Below are 11289 nucleotides of genomic sequence, written 5' to 3'. Positions count from 1 at the left end.
ACGGCGAAGGTCCTGGCCATGACGAAGAACCCGATGGAGAACCGCACCGGCAGGCTCGCGCACCTCGACGTCCTCATCTCCGGCGCCGGAGTCGCCGGGCCCGCACTCGCCCTCGGCCTGGCGCGGTACGGCGCCCGTGTCACCGTCGTCGAGAAGGCGCCCGATCTGCGTGGGGGCGGGTTCCCGGTCGACTTCCGGGGCCGGGTGCACCGCACCGTGCTGACCTCGATGGGCATCTGGGACGAGATCCACGCCCGGCAGACCCGCATGGGCCCGCAGACCGTCGTCGACGCCGACGGCACCCCGCGGGTCGAGCTGCCGGCCGAGATGATGAGCGGCGACGTGGAGATCCTCCGCGGCGACCTGGCCCGGATCATCTACGAGCGCACCTCGGACCGGGTCGAGTACGTCTTCGGCGAATCGATCGCCACACTCGGCGAGTCCCCCGACGGCGTCGACGTGACCTTCGAGCGCGGCACGCCCCGCCGCTTCGACCTCGTCGTGGGCGCCGACGGACTGCACTCCCTCACCCGCCGCCTGGTGTTCGGCGGCGAATCCCGCCACCTGCGCTTCCTGGACCACTACGTGGCGGCCTTCAGCGTCCCGAACCACCTGGGCCTGGACCGCGTCGGCCGGCTCTACAGCGAGCCGGGCCGGGCGGTCGCCATCGGCAACTACGACGGCGATCCGGACCGTTCGGGCGCGCTGCTCGTCTTCCGGTCGGAGAGACTGGAGTTCGACCGGCGGGACACGGCCGCGCAGAAGCGGATCCTGGCCGAGCGGTTCGCCGGGATGAGCTGGGAGGCCCCGCGTGTCCTGAAGGCCCTGGAGGGTGCGGACGACCTGTACTTCGACGCCATCGCCCAGATCCAGGTCGACCGGCTCACCGAGGGGCGGGTGGCGCTGCTCGGGGACGCCGGGTACGGCGCCACCATGGGTGGCATGGGAACCGGCGTCGCGATCGTGGCGGCGTACGTCCTGGCCGGTGAACTGGCCCTGGCCGACGGCGACCACCGCACCGCTTTCGCCGAGTACGAGAACCGGATCCGGGACTTCGCCAGGGGCTGCCAGAAGATCTCCGGGAACGCGGGCCCGTTCTTCGCGCCGGCGACCGAGCGCAGGATCCGCGTCCGTGACCTCATGTACCGCCTCCTGAGCTCGCGACCGCTCGCGGGCTTCTTCCAGAGACTCACCGAGAAGGCCGCGACCGGCATCGACCTGCGGGACTATCCGCGCCCGTGAACAACGGGACCATCCGCGTCCCTGTACCGCGGGGCCATCCGCGTCCGTGAACAACGCGACCATCGTCCGTGAACCGCGGGCCGGGTCCTGCGGGCGGGCCCCTCTGCGGGCCGGCCCACGCGAGCGGTCAACCGGGGCACGGACAACTCGGCCACGGCCCGGGGCAGTTCCACCATGATCGGTCCACCTTGACGACGGGCGGCGTCATTTCATTCCTCGGACCCCGAAGTCCATCCCTCGGACGGCACGTTGGACGCCGGGGCTCGCCCCGGCGCCGCGGGCTCAGGACTCGATGTCCCCGAAGTGGTCCCAGCCGCCCTTCTTCGTCCAGGAAGCGCCGTCCACCGTGACCTGCGGCAGGGCCGACGGGTTGAGGACCTCGCCGATCACCTTCCAGCGCGCGGGCAGCTTCACGTCCGGCGGGAAGGTCGCGACGATCGCGTGGTCCTCGCCGCCGGTGAGCACCCACTGGATGGGGTCGACGCCGACGGCCTGGCCGATGTCGTTCATCTGGGAGGGGATGTCGATGTCCCCGGAGCGGATGTCGATGCGCACCTTGCTCGCCTCGGCGATGTGCCCGAGGTCGGCGATCAATCCGTCGCTGACGTCCGTCATCGAGGTCGCGCCGAGCCCGGCGGCGGCCGGACCCGCGTGGTACGGCGGTTCGGGCCGGCGGTGGGCCTCGACGAAGGCGCGCGGCGAGCGGAAGCCCCGGGAGAGCACCGCGAACCCCGCCGCGGACCAGCCCAGCCAGCCGGTCACGGCGACGACGTCGCCGGGCTGCGCGCCGCCCCGGGTGACCGGCTCGTGGTTGCGCAGATCACCGAGAGCGGTGATCGCGATGGTGATGGTCTCGCCCCGTACGACATCCCCGCCGACCACGGCCGCGCCCGCGACCTGGCACTCGTCGCGCAGCCCGTCCATCAGCTCGGAGGGCCAGGTGGCCGGGAGCTCGGCGGGCACGACCAGGCCGAGCAGCAGCGCGGTCGGGACCGCGCCCATCGCGGCGATGTCCGCGAGGTTCTGCGCCGCCGCCTTGCGGCCGACGTCGTACGCGGTGGACCAGTCGCGGCGGAAGTGCCGTCCTTCGAGGAGGATGTCGGTGCTCGCCACGACCCTGCGGTCCGGCGCTGCCACCACCGCGGCGTCGTCGCCGGGACCGACCCGGACCGCCGGGGTGGTGGTGAGACGCGAGGTGAGCTCTCGGATGAGCCCGAACTCCCCCAACTCGCCCACGGTGCCCTTCATGATCGTCGTGCTCCCTCTGTCGCTGCCCGTGCCCGGTCGCGAGCCGTCTGAGTACTCGGTACGGTCGAGTTGACCGTCAACTTGCGCAGTCCCTCCACCCCGGCGCGCGAGCCCCAGTCACCGCGGGTCTCCCCGCGGCGAGCGGCAACGCGATACCGTGGCGTTCCTTTTCCCCACATGATCCTCGTGGCCGCCCTGGAGGTTCCGTGGTACAGGCGTACATCCTGATCCAGACGGAGGTCGGCAAAGCGTCGACCGTCGCCGAGACGATCAGCAAGATCCCGGGGGTGATCACGGCCGAGGACGTGACAGGACCGTACGACGTGATCGTGCGCGCCCAGGCCGACACCGTCGACGAACTCGGTCGCATGGTGGTCGCCAAGGTCCAGCAAGTGGACGGCATCACCCGCACCCTGACCTGCCCGGTCGTGCACCTGTAGCCCCCGTCTACCCTTGGCCGGTGAACTCCTTCCGTCACCGGCACACCGCTCTGCTCGGGCTGCCCGTTCTCGCGGCTCTGATCGCGATCGCCGGCTGCTCCTCAGCAGACGACAGCGCGTCCGTCGCGGTTCCGAGCCCGGACACGAAGGTCACCGGGCTGTGCCAGAACCTGGACAAGGTGCTGCCGCGGAAAGTGGACGGCCAGGGCCGTGAGGACCCGGAGCCCCGGTCCGCGCTGACCGCGGGCTGGGGAAGCCCGGCGATCATACTGCGCTGCGGTGTCGAGCGGCCCCCGAAGATGGTCGACCCTTTGGTCGCGACGGGCGACGACCCGAAGGCGGTCGGCGGCGGTGTGAACGGCGTCGACTGGCTGATGGAGAAGCAGGACGACGGGACGACCCGCCTCACCACCGCTTCGCGTCTGGCGTACGTCCAGGTCACGGTGCCCCGAGGTGCCGATGTCTCCGGCGTGCTCGTCGACCTCGCCGCCTCCGTCAAGAAGGCGATCCCCAAGGGGATCGCCGACTGACGTCGTGGTCCCGCGGGATGCTCAGCGCAGTCCCGTGGACCGCCGCAGCGCCGCCTGGATCAGGCGGTCGACGAGCTCCGGGTAGCCGATACCCGTCTCCCGCCACATCCGCGGGTACATGGAGATCGGCGTGAAGCCGGGCATCGTGTTGATCTCGTTGATCACGAACTCGCCGTCCTCGGTGAGGAAGAAGTCCGCGCGGACCAGGCCCTCGCAGGAGGCCGCTTCGAAGGCCTCGACGGCCAGCCGGCGGATCTCGGCGGTCTGCTCCTCGGTGAGCGGCGCGGGCACGATCCCGTCGGCCGCGTCGATGTACTTGGCCTCGAAGTCGTAGAAGGCGTGCGACTGCACCGGCGGGATCTCCGCGGGGACCGAGGCGCGCGGCCCGTCCTCGAACTCCAGGACCCCGCACTCGATCTCTCGGCCGCGCAGCAGCGCCTCCACGATGATCTTCGGGTCGTGCCGCTGGGCCTCCTCGATGGCCTCGTCGAGGCCCGAGAGGTCGTCGACCTTGGTGATGCCGAACGAGGAACCCGCGCGCGCGGGCTTCACGAAGAGCGGCCAGCCGTGCTCACCCGCGAAGTCGACGATCTTCTTGCGGGCGGCGGACTCGTCCTGCTGCCACTCGCGCGGCCGGATCACCACGTACGGGCCCACCTTCAGGCCGAACGAGGTGAACACCCGCTTCATGTAGTCCTTGTCCTGGCCGACGGCCGAGGCGAGCACGCCCGAGCCGACGTAGGGGATCCCGGACAGCTCCAGGAGTCCCTGGAGGGTGCCGTCCTCACCGTACGGGCCGTGCAGCATCGGGAAGACGACGTCGACCTCGCCGAGCGCCTTGGGGACCGAACCGGGTGCGTTGTAGACGACCTCGCGGTTGGCCGGGTCGACGGGGAGCACCACGCCGCCCTCGCCGGACTCGGCGAGCTGCTCGACGCTGGGCTGCCTGCGGTCGACGATCGCCATGCGTTCCGGCTCGTCCGCGGTGAGCGCCCAACGGCCGTCCTGGGTGATGCCGATCGGCAGTACGTCGTACTTCGTACGGTCGATGGCGCTGAGGACGGCGCCGGCCGTGACCACGGAGATCCCGTGTTCGGAGCTGCGGCCGCCGAAGACGACGGCCACGCGCGGCTTGCGAGGCGGCTGCTCAGGGTTCTGGGAGAGGTTCTCGGTGCTCATATCGGGTTGAGAGTACCCGGTGGTCCGGGGGTGAGTCAGCGCCCCACGGCGGCCGTTGCTCAGCGTCGTACCCACCGTTGCGGAGCGTCGCCCACCTGGCCGTTCGGCCGGGCCGGTTCAGCGGCGTTCGGGCTTCGCGCTGCGCGACATCAGCTCCTTGAGCGCGACCACCGGGGGCTTGCCCTCGTGGACGATGCTGACGACGGTCTCCGTGATCGGCATGTCGACGCCGTGCCTGCGGGCCAGATCCAGCACGGACTCACAGGACTTGACGCCCTCGGCGGTCTGCCGGGTGACCGCGATGGTCTCCTGGAGGGTCATGCCCCTGCCGAGGTTGATGCCGAAGGTGTGGTTGCGGGACAGCGGCGAGGAGCAGGTCGCGGCGAGGTCGCCGAGGCCCGCGAGGCCGGAGAACGTCATCGGGTCCGCGCCCATGACGAGTCCGAGCCGGGTGGTCTCGGCCAGGCCTCGGGTGATCAGCGAGCCCTTGGCGTTGTCGCCCAGGCCCATGCCGTCGGCGATGCCGACCGCGAGACCGATCACGTTCTTGACGGCACCGCCGAGTTCGCAGCCCACCACGTCGGTGTTCGTGTACGGGCGGAAGTACGGCGTGTGGCAGGCGGCCTGGATGCGCCGCCCCACGGCCTCGTCCCGGCAGGCGACGACCGCGGCCGCGGGCATCCGCTGGGCGATCTCCTTGGCGAGGTTGGGTCCGGTGACGACGGCGACACGGTCCGCGGAGACCTTGGCGACCTCCTCGATGACCTCGCTCATCCGCTTCACGGTGCCGAGTTCGACGCCCTTCATGAGCGAGACGAGCACGGTGTCCGGGGCGAGCAGCGGCACCCATTCCGCGAGGTTCCCGCGCAGCGTCTGGGAGGGTACGGCGAGCACGGTGAAGTCGGCGTCGCGCGCGGCCTCCGCCGGGTCGGCGGTGGCCCGCAGGTTCTCGGGGAGTTCGATCCCCGGGAGGTAGTCCGGGTTCATCCGCGTGGAGTTGACCGCGTCGGCGAGTCCGGGACGGCGCGCCCACAGGGTGACGTCGCACCCCGCGTCGGCGAGCACCATGCCGAAGGCCGTACCCCACGATCCGGTCCCGAAGACGGCCGCCCTGACCGGCTTGCTCACGTGCCCTGCCCTTCTTCCTGCTGTGCCTTGCCCTTGGCCACGGCCTTGCGGCGCTGCGCGATACGCACCTCGCGCGGGTCGTACACGTTCTCGGGCGCCTTCTCGCCGCGGATCAGCTCCAGCTGCGCGGTGACGGCGGCCATGATGACCTCCGTGGCCTCCTTCAGGAGGTCAGGGTTCATCTCCCTGTCGTAGAAGCGCGAGAGGTCCACCGGCGGGCCCGCGAGCACGTGGTGCGTCTTGCGCGGAAGGACGTTGGGCTTCTTGGCGTACGGGGGCAGCAGTTCGTTGGCGCCCCACTGGGCGACCGGGATCACCGGGCACTTGGTCTGCAGGGCGACCCTGGCGGCACCGGTCTTGCCGGTCATCGGCCATCCGTCGGGGTCACGGGTGAGCGTGCCCTCCGGGTAGAACGCCACGCACTCACCGCGCTCGACGGCGTCGATCGCGGCCCGGAAGGCGCTCAGCGCGTCGGTGCTCTCGCGGTAGACGGGAATCTGTCCGGTCCCGCGCATCGCGGCACCGACGAATCCCTTCTTGAAAAGACCGGCCTTCGCCAGGAAGCGCGGAACACGCCCGGTGTTGTACTGGTAGTGCGCGTACGCGAACGGGTCCGCGTGGGAATTGTGGTTCACCGCGGTGATAAATCCGCCATCGGCCGGAATGTTCTCCATTCCTTGCCAGTCCCGCTTGATCAGAACCACCAGCGGCGGTTTGCAGAGAACCGCTGCGAAGCGGTACCAGAAGCCGATTCTGCGGCGGGGCACGCGGACACCTTCCTCTAGAGCCTGGGGGGCCGCACAAGTGTCGCTCCAGGCCGCCTGTCTGTCGAGAACACCGTACGCCCCGGCGCCCGGACCGCCAGGGTGACCGGGTCACAATAGGGCGTGACTGGAGAGGGCGGAGCGCTCGTGCGGTGGACCTTGGTCGTACCCCTCAAACCCTTGGCGCGGGCCAAGAGCAGGCTGGCGGACACCGCCTCCGACGTAGTGCGCCCCGGCCTCGCCCTCGCGTTCGCGCAGGACACCGTGGCGGCGGCGCTGGCCTGCGCCGCGGTGCAGGATGTGGCGGTCGTCACGGGCGACGCGCTGGCCGGGCGGGAGCTGTCCGCGCTGGGCGCGCGCATCGTCGCCGACGAGCCGGGAGGGGGTCTCAACGCGGCGCTGGCGCACGGCGCGAGGGCCGTACGGGCCCGGGATCCCGAAAGTGCCGTCGCGGCCCTGAACGCCGATCTGCCCGCTCTGCGGCCTTTGGAATTGGCCCGGGTACTGGCCGCCGCCGGTGAATTCCCCCGGGCTTTTCTGGCCGATGCCGCCGCAATCGGCACCACTCTCCTGGCCGCTTCCCGGGGCATGGAATTGCTCCCCGCTTTCGGCGGCGATTCCCGGGCCCGCCATCGCGCCTCGGGAGCCGCGGAACTCCGTCTCGACTCGGTGCATTCCGTACGCCAGGACGTGGACACAAGGGACGATCTGAGGGCGGCGCTGAGGCTCGGCGTGGGGCCGCGCACGGCCACCGCCGCGGCGGGGTTGCTGATTCCCGGGCAGTAGGCGGCGGCACGCCGGTTCGACCGCGACGGGCCGCGTCCCCGCCGGTTCGCCGACCGCCAGGTCCGGCACCCACGGAAGGGTCCGGTCCGGGCCCGAGCCGGAGTCCACGCGACCCGAGCCGGACTCCGCGCGACCCGAGCCGGAGTCCGCGCGACCCGAGCCGGAGTCCGCGCGACCCGAGCCGGAGTCCACGCGACCCGAGCCGGAGTCCACGCGGCCGGGCAGTGCCGCCGTCCCTCGCGGGGCGCTCCGCGGGGCACGATCAGTAGGCTGCCCTCATGCAGGCGACCTCGTACACGTACGACCCCGAGACCCGCAGCGGACAGGTGCTGCTCGACGACGGCACTCCGGTGCCCTTCGACGGGTCGGCGTTCGACGCCGGCGGGCTGCGGCTGCTGCGGCCGGGCCAGCGCGTGCGGATAGAGACCGAGGGCGAGGGCGCGGAGCTCCGTATCACCCTGATCACGCTGCAGACGTTCTGACGCAGACATTCTGAACGTGCCGCGGGCCGGGCTCCCGACGGGAGCCCGGCCCTGCGCGTGAGGTGCCCCTGCGCCCGGCTTCTAGCGGGCGGTGGCCTTCTTGGCGGTGGTCTTGCGAGCCGTCGACTTCTTGGCGGGGGCCTTCTTGGCCGTGGCCTTCTTCGCCGGCGCCTTCTTGGCGGCGGCCTTCTTGGCGGTGGTCGTCTTCGCCGCGGTCTTCTTGGCCGCGGCCGTCTTCGCCGTCGTCGTCTTCGCCGTCGTCTTCTTCGCCGCGGTCTTCTTCACGGCGGCCGTGGTCTTCTTCGCGACTGTCTTCTTCGCAACCGCGGCCTTCCCGACCGCCGCCTTCCTGGCGGTGGTGGCCTTCTTGGCCGCGGCCTTCTTCACCGTCGCCGAAGCTCCGCCGGAGAGGCTGCCCTTCGGGGCCTTCTTGACCGCGACGTCGTTCTTCGGGAGCTTCTTCGAGCCGCTCACCAGGTCCTTGAAGCCCTGGCCGGCACGGAAGCGCGGCACGGAGGTCTTCTTGACCCGGACACGCTCACCCGTCTGCGGGTTGCGGGCGTAACGAGCCGGACGGTCAACCTTCTCGAAGGAACCGAAGCCGGTGACCGAGACCCGGTCTCCGCTGACAACCGCACGGACGATGGCGTCCAGTACCGCGTCGACCGCGTCGGCGGCCTGCTGACGCCCGCCGACCTTGTCGGCAATCGCTTCTACGAGCTGCGCCTTGTTCACGTCTTCCCCTTCGGAGACATTGCCCGAACGAATGCGTTCAAGCTTTTTCGCACGTTAGGCAGATATATACCGCAAATCAAACACGAAACGGGCTAATCACCCTTGTGCCGCAACGAACTCGGGCCGCAGCGGAAGTCCTCAGCGTTCCCCTTCGAGGAATCGACCCTCGTCGAGGTCGGTGGTGAACCGCTCCAGACGCCTTGCCGCGTCGGCGAGATCGTGCTTGGCCGCGGCCGTAATGACCAGCAGCTTCCGGGCCAGCGCCATCCGTACGCCCTCCGGGACTTGCAGTGCGCGCACTGTTGTGTGCGCTTCCTTGAGTTGGGCCGCGACCGCCGCGTAGAGCTCGAGTTGGCCGTCACGTTCCATGCACAGATTGTGCCATCTGGGGCGAGTTGTCGCCTGCGCAGGGGGTAACTGCCGCCCCCTGGAGGCCTCCTGACCACCCTGGCCGGAAGTCGCCCCAGCATCCGCCTACCCAGGCAACCCCCCTTGCAACTAAGGGAGTTGGCATGCTTCTCGGGGGCACGCGGGAGCCGTGCGGGAGCAGAAACAGCTGTACCCCCAACCGTCCACGATTGGGGGTACAGAGGGGTGTTGCGGTGGCTGAAATCAGTCTTGACCCGGTCGCGATCCGGCCCTGGCGTCAGACCTGCAGCGTCTTCGGCTTGTGCGACGGCCGCTTGGCCTCGTACGCCGCGATGTCACCCTCGTTCTGGAGGGTGATGGAGATGTCGTCCAGCCCGTTCAGCAGCCGCCAGCGGGCGTTCTCGTCGAGCTCGAAGGCGGCGGTGACGCCCTCGGCGCGCACCTCACGGGCCTGGAGGTCGACCGTGATCTCGGCCTCGGGGTCGTTCTCCGTCAGCTCCTGGAGCGCGTCCACGGTCTTCTGCTCCAGAACCACCGTGAGCAGGCCGTTCTTGAGCGAGTTGCCGCGGAAGATGTCGGCGAACCGGGACGAGATCACGGCCTTGAAGCCGTAGTTCTGGAGCGCCCAGACGGCGTGCTCGCGGGAGGAGCCCGTACCGAAGTCGGGACCCGCCACCAGAACCGTGGCGCCCTTGCGCTCGGGCTGGTTGAGGATGAAGGACGCTTCCTTGCGCCAGGCCTCGAAGAGACCGTCCTCGAAGCCGTCCCTGGTCACCTTCTTGAGCCAGTGGGCCGGGATGATCTGGTCGGTGTCGACGTTGCTGCGGCGCAGCGGGACGGCCCGGCCGGTGTGCGTGGTGAATGCTTCCATGACTCTCAGACTCCAGCGGGCACAGGGGCGTCGGACAGGTCGGCCGGGGAGGCCAGGTGACCGAGGACCGCCGACGCGGCGGCGACCTGCGGCGAGACCAGATGCGTACGGCCGCCCTTGCCCTGCCTGCCCTCGAAGTTGCGGTTGGAGGTGGACGCGGAGCGCTCACCGGGTGCCAGCTGGTCGGGGTTCATGCCCAGACACATCGAGCAGCCCGCGTGCCGCCATTCGGCGCCGGCCTCCTTGAAGACCACGTCCAGACCCTCGGAAACGGCCTGCAGACCGACCCGCGCGGAGCCGGGGACGACCAGCATCCGTACGCCGTCGGCGACTTTGCGGCCCTCGACGATCTCGGCGGCCGCACGCAGGTCCTCGATACGGCCATTGGTGCAAGAACCTACGAAGACGGTGTCGACCTTGATGTCGCGCAGCGGCTGTCCGGCGGTCAACCCCATGTATTCCAGGGCCTTTTCGGCGGCGTGGCGCTCCGAAGCGTCTTCGTACGAAGCCGGGTCGGGGACGTTCGCCGAAAGCGGCGCTCCCTGGCCGGGGTTGGTGCCCCAGGTGACGAACGGCGACAGCGAGGCGGCGTCGATGACGACCTCCGCGTCGAATTCGGCGTCGTCGTCGGACCTCAGGGTCTTCCAGTACGCGACCGCGGCGTCCCACTCCTCGCCCTCGGGGGCGTGCACACGGCCCTTGAGATAGGCGAAGGCCGTCTCGTCGGGAGCGATCATGCCCGCGCGGGCGCCGGCCTCGATCGACATGTTGCAGACGGTCATCCGGGCCTCCATCGAGAGCTTCTCGATGGCGGAACCGCGGTATTCCAGGATGTAGCCCTGGCCGCCGCCGGTACCGATCTTGGCGATGATCGCCAGGATCAGGTCCTTGGCGCTGACGCCGTCGGGCAGTTCGCCGTCGACCGTGATGGCCATGGTCTTCGGGCGGGCCAGCGGCAGCGTCTGGGTGGCCAGCACATGCTCGACCTGCGACGTGCCGATGCCGAACGCCAGGGCGCCGAAGGCACCGTGCGTGGAGGTGTGGGAGTCACCGCAGACCACCGTGGTGCCCGGCTGGGTCAGACCCAGCTGGGGTCCCACCACGTGCACCACGCCCTGCTCGACGTCGCCCAGCGAGTGCAGTCGCACGCCGAACTCGGCGGCGTTCTTGCGCAGCGTCTCCAGCTGGACCCGGGAGACCGGGTCCGCGATGGGCTTGTCGATGTCCAGGGTCGGGGTGTTGTGGTCCTCGGTGGCGATGGTGAGGTCGAGGCGGCGCACCGGGCGCCCCGCCTGACGCAGACCGTCGAAGGCCTGCGGGCTGGTCACCTCGTGCAGCAGGTGCAGATCGATGAAGAGGAGGTCGGGTTCGCCATCGGCGCGCCGGACGACATGGTCGTCCCAGACCTTCTCCGCGAGTGTCCTACCCATCGCTTTCCCTCCGGCCGGCTTGTGTGGCGCCGGCCCAACTAGAGATTTCCGGGGCGGTGAACGTCCGTACCCCTAGTACCGGACG

General features: G+C 70.1%; 13 protein-coding genes. 5 read left to right on the top strand and 8 right to left on the bottom strand.

Translation table 11 applies throughout. The annotated features are described in order from the left end of the window. The first annotated feature begins 18 nt into the window (after positions 1-18). Entirely contained in the window at positions 19-1242 is a 1224-nt protein-coding gene (locus ACFYW8_RS27345; RefSeq protein WP_389081577.1) for an FAD-dependent monooxygenase, read from the top strand. Positions 1243-1524: 282 nt separating this feature from the next. Here the strand turns inward: ACFYW8_RS27345 and ACFYW8_RS27340 are convergent, their stop codons facing one another. Further along, on the bottom strand, positions 1525-2490 hold the full coding sequence (locus ACFYW8_RS27340; protein WP_365873191.1) for a thiamine-phosphate kinase: 966 nt from the start codon (positions 2488-2490) through the stop codon (positions 1525-1527). A 206-nt stretch (positions 2491-2696) separates the two neighbouring features. On the opposite strand from ACFYW8_RS27340, the gene ACFYW8_RS27335 reads away from it, so the two are divergent. Together ACFYW8_RS27335 and ACFYW8_RS27330 are read left to right on the top strand one after the other, a co-directional pair. Further along, positions 2697-2930 carry an Lrp/AsnC ligand binding domain-containing protein gene (locus ACFYW8_RS27335; protein ID WP_355766626.1) on the top strand — a complete coding sequence of 78 codons (234 nt, stop codon included), beginning with the start codon at positions 2697-2699 and terminating at the stop codon, positions 2928-2930. A gap of 20 nt (positions 2931-2950) precedes the next feature. Beyond that, a complete protein-coding gene (locus ACFYW8_RS27330; RefSeq protein WP_389081568.1) occupies positions 2951-3460 on the top strand; it encodes a DUF3515 domain-containing protein in 510 nt (169 codons plus the stop codon). A gap of 21 nt (positions 3461-3481) precedes the next feature. Here the strand turns inward: ACFYW8_RS27330 and ACFYW8_RS27325 are convergent, their stop codons facing one another. The 3 genes from ACFYW8_RS27325 to ACFYW8_RS27315 all read right to left on the bottom strand — a co-directional run bounded on the left by ACFYW8_RS27325 (position 3482) and on the right by ACFYW8_RS27315 (position 6534). Next, a complete protein-coding gene (locus ACFYW8_RS27325) occupies positions 3482-4639 on the bottom strand; it encodes a D-alanine--D-alanine ligase family protein (protein ID WP_389081564.1) in 1158 nt (385 codons plus the stop codon). Positions 4640-4756: 117 nt separating this feature from the next. Next, complete coding sequence (locus tag ACFYW8_RS27320) at positions 4757-5767, bottom strand: NAD(P)H-dependent glycerol-3-phosphate dehydrogenase (protein ID WP_365873185.1); 1011 nt, start codon at positions 5765-5767, stop codon at positions 4757-4759. Continuing rightward, positions 5764-6534, bottom strand: a complete 771-nt coding sequence (locus ACFYW8_RS27315; RefSeq protein ID WP_365873183.1) for a lysophospholipid acyltransferase family protein — start codon at positions 6532-6534, stop codon at positions 5764-5766. Before ACFYW8_RS27315 ends, ACFYW8_RS27320 begins: the two co-directional genes overlap by 4 nt. A gap of 144 nt (positions 6535-6678) precedes the next feature. Between ACFYW8_RS27315 and cofC the strand changes: the two genes are divergently transcribed. Together cofC and ACFYW8_RS27305 are read left to right on the top strand one after the other, a co-directional pair. Continuing rightward, positions 6679-7317, top strand: a complete 639-nt coding sequence (cofC, locus tag ACFYW8_RS27310) for a 2-phospho-L-lactate guanylyltransferase (protein ID WP_365873181.1) — start codon at positions 6679-6681, stop codon at positions 7315-7317. Between the two features lie 278 nt (positions 7318-7595). Then, complete coding sequence (locus ACFYW8_RS27305; protein WP_389081553.1) at positions 7596-7799, top strand: hypothetical protein; 204 nt, start codon at positions 7596-7598, stop codon at positions 7797-7799. An 81-nt stretch (positions 7800-7880) separates the two neighbouring features. Here ACFYW8_RS27305 and ACFYW8_RS27300 read toward each other — a convergent pair whose 3' ends face one another. From ACFYW8_RS27300 to leuC, 4 genes are all read right to left on the bottom strand, one after another. Further along, positions 7881-8534 carry an HU family DNA-binding protein gene (locus ACFYW8_RS27300; protein WP_365873177.1) on the bottom strand — a complete coding sequence of 218 codons (654 nt, stop codon included), beginning with the start codon at positions 8532-8534 and terminating at the stop codon, positions 7881-7883. Between the two features lie 138 nt (positions 8535-8672). Then, positions 8673-8903, bottom strand: coding sequence for a hypothetical protein (locus ACFYW8_RS27295; protein ID WP_365873175.1), 231 nt, complete (start codon positions 8901-8903; stop codon positions 8673-8675). Positions 8904-9180: 277 nt separating this feature from the next. Then, positions 9181-9774, bottom strand: coding sequence for a 3-isopropylmalate dehydratase small subunit (gene leuD / locus ACFYW8_RS27290; RefSeq protein WP_389081543.1), 594 nt, complete (start codon positions 9772-9774; stop codon positions 9181-9183). Between the two features lie 5 nt (positions 9775-9779). Then, the gene (gene leuC, locus ACFYW8_RS27285) at positions 9780-11204 is read right to left on the bottom strand and encodes a 3-isopropylmalate dehydratase large subunit (protein ID WP_365873171.1); all 1425 of its coding nucleotides are present in this window, start codon (positions 11202-11204) and stop codon (positions 9780-9782) included. Positions 11205-11289: the final 85 nt, after the last annotated feature.

It is taken from the genome of Streptomyces sp. NPDC002742, from assembly GCF_042888885.1.
Lineage (GTDB): Bacteria > Actinomycetota > Actinomycetes > Streptomycetales > Streptomycetaceae > Streptomyces.
Note: the sequence above shows the minus strand (reverse complement) of the source record. Positions and strands in the feature narration are given on the sequence as shown.